We start from the raw sequence: 13963 nt of genomic DNA on the forward strand, positions 1-13963 counted from the left end.
TCGTCGTAGTCACTGGAGGCGCATTTGCCTCCGAACACTATCGTCTTCAAAGGAGAAACCCAAAATGCGCGTAATGGTCATGGTCAAGGCAACCCCCGAATCCGAAGCCGGGCAAATGCCAAGCATGGAACTCATCGCGGCGATGGGCAAATATAACCAGGAACTGGTGACAGCTGGGATCATGCAAGGCGGCGACGGGCTGAAGCCGAGTTCGGCGGGCGCACGCGTGAGGTTTTCAGGGAAGGACCGAACCGTCGTTGACGGCCCGTTTGCAGAGACCAAGGAATTGATCGCCGGGTACTGGCTCTGGCAAGTTCAATCGATGGACGAAGCGATTGAATGGGTAAAGCGCTGCCCGAATCCGATGGTGAGTGATTCAGAGATCGAAATTCGGCCTTTCTTTGAGCCTGCGGACTTTGGTGAGGCCTTCACACCTGAGCTTCAAGACGAGGAAAAGCGTCTACGGCAGCAGATTGACGGGCAGATGAAGTGATAATTTTCACCGCATTGGTCTGCGCGGGGTACGCGGACGCAGACCAAACCCGGCTGTCTGAGACTTGAGGCAGGGTTCCTGGCGCCATGCAGATATCGCGTCAAAAATTCGTTTGCCCACACTGGGTGCATTGCCAGCCATAAGAGCCCCGCATGCTGAAAATTCTTGGAAAAGCATCGTCCATCAACGTCCGCAAAGTGCTGTGGGCATGTGCCGAGCTGCACATTCCCTTCGAGCGGGAGGACTGGGGCACGGGATTCAGACAAACCGATACCCCCGAATTTCTATCGTTGAATCCCAATGGTCTTGTACCCGTCATCAAGGACGGTGATTTTGTGCTTTGGGAGTCAAACTCGATCATCCGCTATCTGGCTTCGCGCTATGCTGGCGAAACGCTTTATCCCACCGACCCCGTGAAGCGGGCAAGAATCGATCAGTGGATGGACTGGCAGGCAACGGATTTGAATCGGTCCTGGAGCTATGCATTTCTCGGCCTCGTCAGGAAATCGCGCGCGCATCAGGCGCCGGACGAGATTTCCACGTCGCTCGCGGGCTGGGCTCGGCACATGAGCATCCTGGAAAGTCAACTTAATGCGACGGGCGCGTTTGTCGCCGGAGAGCATTTCAGCCTCGCCGACATTCCTATCGGGTTGTCCGTGAACCGCTGGTTCAGCACTCCGTTTGAGCATCCCCGTTTTGCCGCCGTTGCCGACTATTTCGACCGCCTTGCTGATCGCACCGGCTTTGCAGCGTACTGCAAGAACGGAACGCCGTAATCGTCGTCTGGCCCCGTCGCTGTGTTTCTGGCCGAGAGCCGTTCGGTGGAGGGCCCGCTTTGGACGGTTCAACCAGCTACCGCGAGTCGATCTGAGCCGACCGCGTCAGGCAGAGACCAGCGAGTTTGAGTCGTTCCGGACCGCCTCTGCGTCATCTCCTGTTTCCTCCAAGGCCACTCGCGTCCATATCAGAAACGCCGTCTGGATATCCAGCAAGAACGGCTAGGCGCAACGTGCCAATCATGGGCGACCATATCGTAAATCGCACGATCCAGACATCCAGACCATGCAAGCTCACGCCGACGCCACACGCGTTTACTCGAAGCGCTTCGAAATCGTACTCGCTTACATTGATACGAACCTCGAGGGCGACCTGTCGGTGGACGCGCTGAGCTGCATCGCAAACTTTTCGAAATTCCATTTTCATCGCCAGTTTGCCGCCTACGTGGGGATACCAGTCGCACGCTACGTGCAACTGATGCGCCTGCGCCGAGCGGCCCATCGCCTGGCCTCGCGCGAGTCCTGCTCGGTGCTCGATGCCGCACTCGACGCGGACTTCGACAGCCCCGAAGCCTTCAGTCGCGCGTTCAAGCGTGCGTTTGGCGCCGCGCCGAGCTCGTTCCGGCAGCGTCCGAACTGGCAAATCTGGAGTGCGACCTTTGTTGTCCCCTACCTCTCAAGGAAACTGGCCATGCAAGTGCAAATTGTCGATTTTTCTGCAACGCGTGTCGCCGCGCTTGAGCACTGTGGGCAGATTGGACTCGTCAACGAGAGCGTGCGTAAGTTCATTGACTGGCGCAAGCAAAGTGGACAATCTCCGCTGCCATCGAGCAGGACTTTCGGTATCCCGCGCAGCAACCCGGATACGACACCGGCGGATGGATTCCGCTTCGACATTTGCGGAGAGATTGACGAACCGGTCGCGCCGAATGACTACGGTGTTCGCGAACTCGTCATTCCAGGCGGTCGATGTGCGGTGGTCCGGCATGCGGGATCAACCGACCACATTGGCGAGACAATCTATCCGATCTATCGCGACTGGCTTCCTGCAAGCGGAGAAGAACTGCGGGACCAGCCATTGTTTTTCCACTACCTAAGCGTCTATCCGGACACTCCGCAGGACCAGTGGCAGACCGACATCTACATTCCCCTGGTGTGAGGAGCAATGTCTGCTGCGAACGTTGCGTTCGCGACCCCTCAATCGGAAGCCGGAGGTACCTTTGACTCTTTTGCTCGGAATGGGAATTTTTATTGCAGTGATGGTGTCGGTCGTCGGTGTCGCCGTGGCCATGGTAGCGACTTCGCCGAGTCCGGAGACGGAGGAGAACGACGTTTTCGGCTTTGCCTCCTTGCAGCCGATGCCCGACTCCAATTTGCCGCCCCTCCTCCGATACTCCGCTCGAGACGGCGAACAACTTGCCTATCGCTTCTATGATTCCTCAGCGGACCAGTTGCTGATCTTCGTGCACGGTTCGTCCTATCACGGACGCTCCTATCATGCGCTTGCTTCAGCCGTGAGCGCATCGGGCGCAGCGAAGGTAATACTGCCGAATCTCCGTGGCCACTATCAATCCGGCCGCCATCGTGGAGACGTTGAATACATCGGCCAGTTAGAAGACGATATCGCCGACCTGATTGCCGAGTTGCGAAGACAAGACCATCGAGGAGCCGTCGTCCTCGGGGGGCATTCCAGCGGCGGCGGATTCGTTATCCGCTTCGCGGGCGGCGTACATGCTCACCTCGTTTCGCGGTTCCTGTTGTCGAGTCCCGTCATTCCGAGTTCCTCGACTCTCAGAGGGAGGTCGACCAGCGGTGGTTGGGCCCGAGTCCATATGCGCCGCATCATTGGCCTTACTATCCTGAACGCATTGCGCATTCGTGGGTTCAATGGACTTCCGGTCATAGACTTCAACAAGCCCGTGCGCTTCAGGGATGGTACCGAAACGCTTTCGTACTCCTATCGTCTTACCACGTCTTTTCACCCTCGCAACCGATACGTGTCGGATGTGCGAAAGTTGGCGGCCGGAGCAGTCGTTTTGATCGGAGAGGATGACGAGGCGGTCGACGCTCAACGCCTGCGAAAGTTGTTCGATCGAGAATCTCCCGCGACGCAGTTCAACGTCCTTTCCCACACGAACCACTTCGGGATCTTCACGAGCGACCGCACGCTCAAAATGCTGATTGGATGGTTGACGGGTGTTGAAATTCACGCAGCGGTCAAGGCAGGTAAGACGGTTGACTTGGTGTAGTCGAATGGTTGTTTCCGGGAAAATCGGCCGTCGGGGTCGACTTCTGCCCGACGTGGACCGATCAATGGTGGCGCGCTCCGCCAGTTCAGCGTCGGACCGGGTTCGGCCGACAGGAGACATTCGACACGGGCGGCGGAATCGCTGACAATCTCGAATCACAACTCCTTCAATTTGCCGAACGCAGCAACGATGACAGAAGACACTACCGATATCTCGGTGCTCGTGCGTGAGTTTTGGACGCTCATGGGTTCAAACGACTTTGCATCCGTGCAGGCGGTGTTAGGTGAGCAATTCATCCTGGAATGGCCCCAGTCGAACGAACGCATTCGTGGTGCCGCGCGGTTCGCACAGATGAACTCGGAGTATCCGGCGCAGGGTCCGTGGCGCTTCGCAGTGAACAGAGTCGTGGCTAACACGGTTAGTGAAGCAGTATCCGATGTGACGGTTACCGATGGATCCATGACCGCGCGAGCCGTATCGTTTTTCTCAGTCGAAGCCGGCAAAATCACTCGCATCGTTGAATATTGGCCGGAGTCATATGCTGCCCCCGCCAATCGTGCGCATCTGGTCGAGCGCATCGAGTAGGTGACCGCGTATCGCCAGCGTTGTGCCGGCTAGACCACCGCCGTGAACCGGGCCAATTTAAGACGATGGGACGAAGTTCAGCCTTACTCTCAGAGATTGCGAAAAGGCTCGTACGTAATTGCGGGCCTTTCCTCGGCTCAAGGACCTGCAGTCACCAACGCTCCATCGATAATGCCGTCGCTGAGCAAAGACAGGCGCCAGATCGCGAATCCATGGTCAAAGCGAGCCTGATAGACGTCCCAGCCTTTGCCGCCGACACCTATAAATGTCAGAGTTTGCAGTGTGCCTAGTCGATCTAGCGATTCTCTCAAGCGAGGAAGCTGCTCACGAATCGCATCCGCCAGTGCCGGGCTCAGTTCCGCATAGTTGGGGTTCCCGGCGACAAGTCCTCCGATCAAGCTCCTAAGGGCCGCTTCGCTGCCCGGCGTAGCCGTCTGGGTTTTGATCTTGTCAGCGACAAAGGTTTCGATCTGCTGTGCGCTCGCCGGATCGATAGGTTGCATTTCGAGCGTGTTTCCAAATTGATGCAGAACTGCCCTCGTCACATGACCTTGCTGATTGATATCGAAGTTGATCGTGCCTTTGACGGATGGTGCGTAGATCTGTGTCTCACTTTCTGCAAAGTTCTCGATCGTTCTTTCACCCGTGAACGTGGTCAAGATACGGTCGCCATCCCGCGTAACCCTCAGCACCGAGAATCCGTTTGCCTTATAGGTTCCGACGTAGCGATCAACGATGTCGGGGGCGAGATGGATGAATTGGTGGTTGTCCGATGGCTGGGTCATGTTAGGTGGGCTCACTTGCGCTGCAAAAACTACGAGCGCGGTTGAACTGCATACAAGAAATACCGCAGTTATCAATCTGGGTTTAACAGCTTTGTGAGTCATGATGCGTAGCCGTCTTTCCAGGAATGATCGCGATTCCGACATACCTGCGACGGATCCGATATAACGCGACTGGCGCTCGCCGACTGCGATGAGAGTCTCACCGTAAGTCGTGAAATCTTGCCCTCCCTTCAGTACTCGTGCGTCACAGTCAATCTCGATGGCACATCGAAGTCGTCTTAACTGCCACCAGATCGGCAGATTCCACGGCATAAGCACGATCAGGCACAAGCAAATCGCTAATATCAGCGGGTCGCCTGCCGCAATGTGTGACTTTTCATGTGAGATAACCGCTGACTGCTGGGCGGGGGATGAGTGTGTCAGCCACATTGGAACAACGATGCGCGGTCGGATAAGGCCGACGACCGCCGGTCCGACGTTTTCAGAAATATAAACCGCCGTTCCCGCGACCGTACCTGTCTCCCATTTTCTTTTTCTGGAATGCAGGTTTAACGCGCTTACAAAAAGGAGAAGCGACAATGCAAGCGATGCGACACACCATCCACGCTTGAGGACCGCATCCATCGTTTCCAGCCTGGATGGAGCAATCGTAACGTCGATCCAGGTGAGCGGCGACAAATGCGCGGACGTAACCTGCCTGAGAGCGACTACCTTCTGCGACACCGTAGAACTAAAGACTTGGGGTACTGTGATTGATATCGACGACATGGCAGTTGGGATCAACAACGAGGTAGTGATTGCAATCAACCAATACCACCGGCTTGCAGCCCGACGTCGGCGTGCTAAATGCTCGGCGCAAAGAGCGGCTATAGTAAGCACCGATGACACTGAGATCGCATACGCCATCCATGTCAGCATCAAGAGTTCTCCTCGTCCGAGTGTTTATCCAGCAACTCCCGCATGCGACGAATCTGGTCCGGTTTCAAGTTCCTTTCAGAGACCAGTTGTGCGAATAAAAGCTCAGTCGATCCCTTAAAAAGCTTGCTTGTCAAATGACGCAGCGCGCTCTTCCGGGCGGCCTGCTGCTTCACTGTAGAGAAGTACCGATGGCCCCGGCCTTCCTCGGTATGCGAAACGTACCTCTTGGTCTCAAGCGTGCGAAGAATGGTGAGCACGGTCGTGTAGGCGAGCTCATCGTGGAGAGCAACACGGACGTCTGCCACAATGGAAGGTCCCAGCTCCCACAGTATCTGCATGACGTCGGCCTCGCGGTCTGTAAGGATGATCTCCAAAAGTGCCTCCGTCTACTAAAGGTGTAGTAGATACTAGCACCCCATCTTTGTTTGTCAACTATAAATCTAGTAGAGATTTTTCATCGAACGCTCGGAAGATCATTCGATCTAGCGCAGTGGAATGATTTGGTGACGCGTTGATCCGTCCGTACACTACATGGAGATCAACTATCGAGGAAGTACCCTGAGCGCAGTGGGTCGCCCTGAGCCGACGCGGGATCGATGACCGGCAGGCGATACCGCCGGTCGGGCATTCGGCCGTGTTCGGCTAGGATCGGTCCGTCGACTGCTGCATCAAAATGGACGACAATCCCGAAGAGTCACCAATCTCAGCATATTCGGAGAGTCCAATGCCGGTTTCTATGTCCAGGTTGATTCTTTACGTCCGTGATGTTGAGTTGCTGAAGTCTTTCTATCAGAGCCAATTCGGGTTTCCGGTCGTCGAAGAAATCGAAAGCGAATGGGCTGTGCTGAAGGCCGGTGAGATTGAGATTGCTTTCCACAGAGTTGGTGAGCCCTATCGCGAACGATCAAAGCTTCCCAACACTTCGAACGCAAAAATTGTCTTTTCGGTGGAGTCGGGGCTATCAGAGTTGCGCGAGAAACTGTTGAATGCGGGTGTCCGGATGCGTAACTTGAAGCGCTTCGATGGCTTTGCCCAATTGATGTGCGACGGAGAGGACCCCGAGGGAAACGTCTTTCAACTTTGCCAAGCTGAATAGATGATGAGCTGGCATCAAGCGATTCGACCGTACCACGGGGGTCGCGTGCCACCGATTGCCAACAGGCAGGGTTCGGCCATGAAGGGACACTCGACATGTGGGCAATACAGTACGTCCAATGGCGGATAGCTAGCGGGAAGCGGTCGTCTGCGGGGTGTGGCGTTCTCCTGGGCTATGGCGTATCCACGCCAACCTCCGGTGAGTCGATGCGCGTTTCTCAAATGGCCATTACCATCTCATGCCATGACATGCCGCCATGATCGGAACTGGACGGCTTGAGATAGCTATAGCCAAGGCGTTCATACAGCCCGACGTGACGCTCCTTGCACATGAGGTGAATGGTTTTCTTGCCCATCTCAGAAATCTGCGAGACGAAGGTCCGCATCAGCAACGACGAGTAGCCTTTACCCTGGTGCGCCGGGTCGATCACCACCGACATGATTACGACGTTCGGTGCGGCAGGGTCGTGCCCGACAAGTTCCTTAAACGCTTCGTCGGACATGACCACTTCGAACGCACACCCGCTGTTGATAAAGCCGATCACTTTCCCGTGGAGTTCCATCACAAGGAACCCTTGCGGGTATTGGAAGATGCGAGTGGCAATCTTATTGCGCGTGGCAGCTTCGTCGCCCTCATAGGCCGAAGTCTCGATTTCAAAGCAGCGGTCAGTATCTGACGGAATCGCTTGTCGGAAGCTCGGAGTTGTCATCTGCAAGATTCGACCGGGGACCGGCCCATTGAGGTGGAGAAGACAGGATGATAAAAAGGAATCAAAATGCATGCGCTGCATTTTCTTCATCCGATACTGCACGTCATGCACGATAGTCTTCGCCGTATTGATCTGAACCTGTTGTTGGTCTTCGACGCGCTATTCCGGCATCGAAGCGTAGTCTCGGCAGCCGAGGAGCTTTGCCTAAGCTCGTCGGCGTGCAGTCACGCGCTCTCGCGCCTACGTAGCGCATTGGGGGACGAGCTTTTCGTGCGCGTCGGGAACGGTATGCAGCCGACCGCAAGAGCCGAACAAATAGCATCGGGCGTCAGCGAAGCATTGCAAAGCCTGACGGGCAGCCTGGGGGATTTTGGTCCGTTCGTTCCGTCTGCGAGCAGTCAGACCTTTGTCTTCGCCGCGACTGACTTCACCGCGTTCGCGCTATTACCTCCCCTGGTTGCAGCGCTGGAATGCGACGCCCCACATATCCGCGTCCGCGTGATTTATTCGACCCATCGCGAGTCGCTGGATGACCTCGCCTCTGGGCGGGTTCAGTTTGCCCTAGGGTTTTCAGACGAAAACGACAACCAGGAATCCGGACTCGAGTCGCTCGATTGCCTTGCGGACGATTACGTGGTCGCGGTCCGGAAGGGGCACCCCCGAATCAAAAAAAAGCTGTCGCTAGCTCAGTACCTCGCGGAGCGACACGTCGTTGTCACCCCATGGAACGCAGAGGGCAGCGTTGTCGACGGGACGCTGCTAAAGTCGGGGCTTGTTCGCGACGTAGCCGTGCAATTGCCGAGCGTGATGGCCGCCCCGTTCATCGTTGCCAATTCTCAACTCCTGATCACGTTACCTCGACGGGTGGCGCTACAACTGGCGGACGCGATCCCGCTAACAATTTACCCTGCGCCGTTCGATATCCCTCGCTACATACTCAAGGTGTTCTTTCATACGCGACATTCCGGGTCGCCAGCGCACCATTGGATGCGTGAACAGATGGTTTCTGCGTTAAGCGCATTGCCGAATCCAGCAAGGACAAGCTGACCAAAAGGCAAAGAGCTCCAACGTACGATCGCGCGATTGGCTGATGAACTCGGTTCTTTCTTGAGCCCTGTTGGAATCCGGTAGGCTACGTTCGGCCACGAGACTACGGACCTACGACACTTGCATGTAAATCGTTGCTATTCCAGCCCGGTACTAACCGAATGTAGGCGACTCCCAGGAACAGTTAGCGAAAATGGCGAACTCGACGAAGTCCGGCATTGCAGAGCCTCCCGCCGGCCATCGGCTTGTGATCGTCGAGGGCATGATGGGTTCAGGCAAATCAACGACCATGCGCCTCATTGCGAAACACCTGCAAGATTCAGGGCAGCCCGCATTGCCTATTCACGAAAAGACCGAACCCCACCCGGTGCGAGCGACAGACGAGCTCGAACACTGGTTTGAACCGTGGCGGGATGCAACACCGCAGCATCTCGCAGAGCGTGCACTAATTCGCTGGACCGCCTTTGTTGAGGCAACACGGGCAGACATCCCAATTCCAGTAATGGACGGTCAACTATTTCATGGCGACCTGACTCACCTGCTGCTGATGGAAGCTGAGTCCCCGCTGATTTCCGGCTACATGCAGGCGCTGGCCGCAGTCATTGCACCGCTCAATCCGTTCGTGCTGTACCTTTGGCAGGAGGATGTCGAAGAAGCCGTTCGAACAGTCTGCGCAGACCGTGGCCCCGAGTGGATCAACTATCAGGTGAACTGGAAGCTCGCGGCCCCTTTCTGCGTGCGCAGGGGTTACAAGGGGTTGGAAGGGTTAGTTTCACCGTATCGCGACTACCGCCGAATTACTGACGATTTGTTTCGCCAACTACCATTCGCCAAGCTCGCGATTGAGAACTCCGCTGGGGACTGGCAGGCGTACGAGAGGCAAATTCTGCAAGGGTTGCGCTTGCCGAGCTGATAGTTGGATCTGCGGCGATTCTTCGGAGCTCAGGACGGCCTGAGCGCGATGTTGCAGCAATTCGATGTAGTGTGGGTCAACGGCGGATGCGGTCGGTTTCGGATGGAAACGGAAGACGATTTTTTTCGACGCATCTTGTCCGTCAGCATGCGGCCTGCGCGTCATTGTGATGGCGGCCCAAATGCAATTCATCCGCCTCAACCCCACGACGGAGGTTCACATGCAATACCTATTGATGATCTATTCGGAAGAAAACGGCTGGAACCAGATGACCGACAGCGAGCGGCAGCAAGGCGTTGCCGCCTATCAGGCGTACACCGAATCGTTGAAAAAAGCGGAGGCGCTGGTGGGCGTTAACCGGCTGCAGCATACGAACACGGCCACCACGGTGCGGCTCGTCGACGGCAAGCCGCAGGTGCTTGACGGACCGTATTCCGATTCGAAGGAGCAGCTCGGCGGCTACTATCTGATCGACGTGCCCAACCTGGACGCGGCGATCGCGTGGGCGTCGCGTTGTCCCGGCGCGGCGCACGGCCTCATGGAAGTACGCCCGGTCTGGACTGCCCCCTACGACGCGCCATCGGCTGCATGAGTCCGTCCGGCGGCGAGCGTGACGCTGACGGCGCCGCGCATTCGATTGCCGAGGCGGTCGCTCGCCGCAGCTACGGCAAGCTCGTCGCGCTGCTGGCAATGCGCACGCGCGACGTCGCCGCAGCCGAGGACGCGCTGGCCGACGCGTTTGCGGCCGCGCTCGCGGACTGGCCGGAGCGCGGCTGCCCGGCGAATCCCGAGGCGTGGCTGATGACGGTTGCGCGTCGCCGGGCAATCGATGGCGCACGCCATCGCCATGTCGGCGACGGAGTGGCGACCCAGCTCGCGATCCTCGCCGACGAGATCGACGAGCATGAAGCAGGCGCGTTGCCCGACCGGCGTCTTGCGCTGCTGTTCGCGTGCACGCACCCCGCGCTGGAGGCTGCGATTCGCACGCCGCTGATGCTGCAGGTGGTGCTCGGGCTCGAAGCGAAGATGATCGCGTCCGCGTTCCTGATGTCGCCCGCCGCGATGAGCAAGCGCCTCGTGAGGGCGAAGAACAAGATCCGCGACGCGGGCATTCCGTTCAGCGTGCCCGAGCGCGAGGAGTTGCCCGGCCGTCTCGCATCGGTGCTGGAAGCGGTCTATACGGCGTACGCGGAAGGGTGGACCGACCCGGTCGGCGGCGATACCGTGCGGCGCGATCTCGCCGGCGAGGCGCTGTTTCTTGCACACCTGCTCGTCGAGCTGCTGCCCGAGGAGCCAGAGACGCTTGGTCTGCTCGCGCTGATGCTGTATGCGCAGTCGCGGCGCGATGCCCGACGCGATGCGGCCGGCGACTACGTGCCGCTGTCGGCGCAGGATCCGGCGACATGGAACGCGCCGATGATCGATGCAGCCAACGCACTGCTGGGGCGTGCGAGCGCATTCAACGCAATCGGACGCTTTCAACTCGAGGCCGCGCTGCAGTCTGCGCACGTGCACCGCTGCCGGACCCATCGCCCCAACTGGGACGAGATTGTGCAGCTCTACGACGCGCTGCTTGCGATCGCGGCGTCGCCCGTGGTCGCGGTGAACCGCGCGATCGCGCTGGCGGAACGGGACGGCCCGCAGGCGGCGCTCGACGCGCTCGCGCCGTATGCGGACGATCCACGGCTGGCCGACTACCAGCCGTACTGGGCCGCGCGCGCCGATCTGCTCGCGCGTGCTGGCGCGACGGCCGAAGCGCTCGGCGCGTACGATCTCGCGATTGGCCTCGAGCGCGATCCGGCCGTGCGCCGGTTCCTGCAGCGCAAACGTATGGAGCTTACGTTTCCATCGAATTCCATTGGCGATGGGCTAAGCTGATCATGCGAGCTTAGATCTCAGCTCTTTTTTGAGGTCTTGGCGATAAATGGCGTCGGTGCGTGCTGAGACGTCTCGCTTCCGCACTTCGGGCAACTTGGATGGGCGCTCGCATGTTCAGCGAGATGTTCAGCGTGCTCGAACAAATGGCCACACTTCTCGCAACGATATTGGTAGGTTGGCATCTGCATTTCTCCAACACGAATCCACCTGGCCGGCCTGATACGACTTACCAGCACTTTCCGGCACCGTGAAAATTCATTCTAGTGCAGGAAATGCGCAGGCATGCGTCCCAGGTTCGTACTAGGCTTGGATTATGGCCAAGGCGCTCGCCGTCCGGCGAAACGTGATGAACTGATACCCGCCTGCTGGCGAAAACCGCTACTCCCCAGTGTTCCTGGCGACATAGAGCGAGGTCCGATATGCAAGTGCTTACGGTAACAATCGTCAAACCCGAAGAGACGAATTTCATCCTGGGGCAAAGCCACTTCATCAAGACTGTCGAGGATCTGCACGAGGCAATGGTCGGTACCGTCCCGGGCATCAAGTTTGGTTTGGCCTTTTGTGAAGCGTCAGGTAAGCGCCTTGTGCGCCGGTCTGGCACCGATGCCGACCTGGTCGAGTTGGCGTGCCAGAACGCCACGGCCATCGGTGCGGGCCACAGCTTCGTGATTTTTCTCGGCGATGGCTTTTACCCCGTCAATGTTCTGAATGCGATTAAAGCGGTGCCGGAGGTGTGCCGGATATTCTGTGCTACGGCGAATCCCACGCAGATTCTGGTGGCCGAGACAGAGCAGGGGCGCGGCATCCTGGGTGTGGTTGACGGGTTCCCGCCACTCGGCGTGGAAAACGAGGAGGACGTTCAATGGCGTAAGGATCTGTTACGTGCTATCGGTTACAAAGTGTAGGTACGGTTGTTCTCCTCGCGCGACGCGCGTGCTCATCGAATCATCGATTCATGGAACATTTACGTCTGCAATCCGGCACGCTGTGGCCGGCTATCCTGCGTCAGACTGAGCACGCGCTGCGTCGTGGTGCACTGCGGCCAATCGAGACAGTCCAGACGGTGCTCGAAGAACGCGGCATAAGCTTTCTCGTCCGCCAGGTGTCCAGTCTCGCGCGTAAGGAGGAAACCCGGCAGGCGCGCAAGGTCGAAGTGGGGGCGCGCAGCGCGGTGAATCCGTTCCTTCCTTACGACCCAGACCTGTTTGTGGCCGATCTCTCCGACACTCACGTCGCCTTGCTCAACAAGTTCAACGTCATCGATCATCATCTCCTGATCGTCACCCGTAGCTTCAAACCGCAGGAAGCGCTGCTCGAGTTCGCGGACTTTGTTGCATTGGCCGCCTGCATGGCCGAGTTTGACGGCCTCGGCTTCTACAATGGCGGCGCGGAATCCGGCGCGAGTCAACGCCACAAGCATCTGCAGATCGTGCCGCTGCCGCTCGGGGCATCAGGTCTGCCGCTCCCCGTTGAATCCGTTCTTAGGCCCGGGGGCATGGAAGGACTGATCGGCACTGTACCTGGCCTGCCTTTTCTGCACGCGTTCGCCCGTCTGGAACTGGCTCCTGCCGCCTCACGGCACGCAGCACACGCCGCGTTCGATCGCTACCACGCATTGCTCGAAGCTACCGGCCTGCGAGCGGTCGAAGTGAATGGCGAATTGCATCAGTCGGCACCGTACAACCTGCTTGTCACCCGCCAATGGATGCTGCTCGTACCAAGGTATTCGGAATGCGTCGAGGGCATTTCAGTGAATGCGCTGGCGTTTGCCGGATCGCTCTTCGTGCGTGACGCAGCACAGATGGAAGTCATTAAAAGGCTCGGTCCGATGTCCGTGCTGCAACGCGTCGCAGTCCCTGCCGCCGTGGGTCAATAGAGCCCATCTGCATAGCGTTTTCGCTGAAAGGCTGAACCTAGTAAGGTGGGAATATGCACAGGCGCTGATCGTCCACCGCGCCACCAACGGTGAAGTGGTGCAGGCTTTGCCCTGCGTGTGCCTGCACGCCGGGCAGTGCGCGCATTCGTCATCGACAAAGCACCCTATCCGGTCGCGTAGAGCGTGTTTAAATTGTCAACGTTGGGACGTGCCCTGGCTCACATTGAGCACCGGAAAACCTTCGGTGCCTGGCGAATGTCCAGGAGTGCATGTCAATTCGAGGGTTGCCCATGTGCGGATATCAGGTTCATTTCGGTTCATGGTCTGGGCGTCTCAGTGGTCGCTGCAACGGGATCGCCGGGGGCTGGGGCCAATCAACTCACTGGTTTGGCACCAACACTTTTTTATCAGGCTCGTAGGCTCCGCCAAGCTTAACCAAAACATCGCTGAACCTTGAAGGGTTCGCCGTCCCGCATCATGTAGTAGGCCCCGCACGCCAGCTTGTGGGCGAGTGCTTTCATCGTGAGCATCGGCACGAAGGTCGCTGTCCGGCCCAGAGTGTGTCAAAACGCTTTTTTGAAGAGCTAAAATCTCTCATCCGGTAACGGGGGTGAGCGAGATGAAACGGTTTGTTCAAG

The 13963-nt window shown here is 57.9% G+C and carries 16 protein-coding genes; 12 read left to right on the top strand and 4 right to left on the bottom strand.

Annotation, left to right across the window (positions count from 1 at the left end; translation table 11 throughout):
• Nucleotides 1-64: 64 nt before the first annotated feature.
• The 5 genes from FH08_RS0121845 to FH08_RS0121865 all read left to right on the top strand — a co-directional run bounded on the left by FH08_RS0121845 (nucleotide 65) and on the right by FH08_RS0121865 (nucleotide 4103).
• Entirely contained in the window at nucleotides 65-493 is a 429-nt protein-coding gene (locus FH08_RS0121845) for a YciI family protein (RefSeq protein ID WP_031360397.1), read from the top strand.
• 152 nt (nucleotides 494-645) lie between these two features.
• Nucleotides 646-1269 carry a glutathione S-transferase family protein gene (locus FH08_RS0121850; protein WP_031360398.1) on the top strand — a complete coding sequence of 208 codons (624 nt, stop codon included), beginning with the start codon at nucleotides 646-648 and terminating at the stop codon, nucleotides 1267-1269.
• Nucleotides 1270-1555: 286 nt separating this feature from the next.
• Nucleotides 1556-2428, top strand: a complete 873-nt coding sequence (locus FH08_RS0121855) for an AraC family transcriptional regulator (protein ID WP_031360399.1) — start codon at nucleotides 1556-1558, stop codon at nucleotides 2426-2428.
• A 61-nt stretch (nucleotides 2429-2489) separates the two neighbouring features.
• Nucleotides 2490-3518, top strand: a complete 1029-nt coding sequence (locus FH08_RS0121860; RefSeq protein ID WP_152602884.1) for an alpha/beta hydrolase — start codon at nucleotides 2490-2492, stop codon at nucleotides 3516-3518.
• A gap of 189 nt (nucleotides 3519-3707) precedes the next feature.
• Nucleotides 3708-4103: a nuclear transport factor 2 family protein gene (locus FH08_RS0121865; protein WP_031360401.1), complete on the top strand. Its 396-nt coding sequence runs from the start codon at nucleotides 3708-3710 to the stop codon at nucleotides 4101-4103.
• 137 nt (nucleotides 4104-4240) lie between these two features.
• On the opposite strand, the gene FH08_RS50515 is transcribed toward FH08_RS0121865, so the two are convergent.
• Both FH08_RS50515 and FH08_RS0121875 read right to left on the bottom strand, forming a co-directional pair.
• Nucleotides 4241-5806: a M56 family metallopeptidase gene (locus FH08_RS50515; RefSeq protein ID WP_075583358.1), complete on the bottom strand. Its 1566-nt coding sequence runs from the start codon at nucleotides 5804-5806 to the stop codon at nucleotides 4241-4243.
• On the bottom strand, nucleotides 5806-6180 hold the full coding sequence (locus FH08_RS0121875; RefSeq protein ID WP_031360403.1) for a BlaI/MecI/CopY family transcriptional regulator: 375 nt from the start codon (nucleotides 6178-6180) through the stop codon (nucleotides 5806-5808). Before FH08_RS0121875 ends, FH08_RS50515 begins: the two co-directional genes overlap by 1 nt.
• A 350-nt stretch (nucleotides 6181-6530) precedes the next feature.
• Between FH08_RS0121875 and FH08_RS0121880 the strand changes: the two genes are divergently transcribed.
• Complete coding sequence (locus FH08_RS0121880; RefSeq protein WP_031360404.1) at nucleotides 6531-6902, top strand: VOC family protein; 372 nt, start codon at nucleotides 6531-6533, stop codon at nucleotides 6900-6902.
• A gap of 217 nt (nucleotides 6903-7119) precedes the next feature.
• On the opposite strand, the gene FH08_RS0121885 is transcribed toward FH08_RS0121880, so the two are convergent.
• The gene (locus FH08_RS0121885; RefSeq protein ID WP_031360405.1) at nucleotides 7120-7611 is read right to left on the bottom strand and encodes a GNAT family N-acetyltransferase; all 492 of its coding nucleotides are present in this window, start codon (nucleotides 7609-7611) and stop codon (nucleotides 7120-7122) included.
• A gap of 66 nt (nucleotides 7612-7677) precedes the next feature.
• On the opposite strand from FH08_RS0121885, the gene FH08_RS0121890 reads away from it, so the two are divergent.
• From FH08_RS0121890 to FH08_RS0121905, 4 genes are all read left to right on the top strand, one after another.
• On the top strand, nucleotides 7678-8658 hold the full coding sequence (locus FH08_RS0121890) for a LysR family transcriptional regulator (RefSeq protein ID WP_031360406.1): 981 nt from the start codon (nucleotides 7678-7680) through the stop codon (nucleotides 8656-8658).
• A 193-nt stretch (nucleotides 8659-8851) separates the two neighbouring features.
• Entirely contained in the window at nucleotides 8852-9571 is a 720-nt protein-coding gene (locus FH08_RS0121895) for a hypothetical protein (protein WP_235210447.1), read from the top strand.
• A gap of 220 nt (nucleotides 9572-9791) precedes the next feature.
• Nucleotides 9792-10163 (top strand): YciI family protein, encoded by a 372-nt coding sequence (locus FH08_RS0121900; RefSeq protein ID WP_031360408.1) that lies wholly within the window; start codon nucleotides 9792-9794, stop codon nucleotides 10161-10163.
• Nucleotides 10160-11449: an RNA polymerase sigma factor gene (locus FH08_RS0121905; RefSeq protein WP_031360409.1), complete on the top strand. Its 1290-nt coding sequence runs from the start codon at nucleotides 10160-10162 to the stop codon at nucleotides 11447-11449. The genes FH08_RS0121900 and FH08_RS0121905 overlap by 4 nt, the downstream gene beginning before the upstream one ends.
• A gap of 17 nt (nucleotides 11450-11466) precedes the next feature.
• Here the strand turns inward: FH08_RS0121905 and FH08_RS50520 are convergent, their stop codons facing one another.
• The gene (locus tag FH08_RS50520; protein WP_075583359.1) at nucleotides 11467-11631 is read right to left on the bottom strand and encodes an FmdB family zinc ribbon protein; all 165 of its coding nucleotides are present in this window, start codon (nucleotides 11629-11631) and stop codon (nucleotides 11467-11469) included.
• A gap of 237 nt (nucleotides 11632-11868) precedes the next feature.
• Here FH08_RS50520 and FH08_RS0121915 point away from each other — a divergent pair, with 237 nt between their 5' ends.
• Together FH08_RS0121915 and FH08_RS0121920 are read left to right on the top strand one after the other, a co-directional pair.
• Nucleotides 11869-12354, top strand: a complete 486-nt coding sequence (locus FH08_RS0121915; protein ID WP_031360410.1) for an adenosine-specific kinase — start codon at nucleotides 11869-11871, stop codon at nucleotides 12352-12354.
• 50 nt (nucleotides 12355-12404) lie between these two features.
• Nucleotides 12405-13325 carry an ATP adenylyltransferase family protein gene (locus FH08_RS0121920; protein ID WP_031360411.1) on the top strand — a complete coding sequence of 307 codons (921 nt, stop codon included), beginning with the start codon at nucleotides 12405-12407 and terminating at the stop codon, nucleotides 13323-13325.
• Nucleotides 13326-13963: the final 638 nt, after the last annotated feature.

This window comes from Caballeronia sordidicola (genome assembly GCF_000729995.1).
Classification (GTDB): Bacteria; Pseudomonadota; Gammaproteobacteria; order Burkholderiales; family Burkholderiaceae; genus Caballeronia; species Caballeronia sordidicola_A.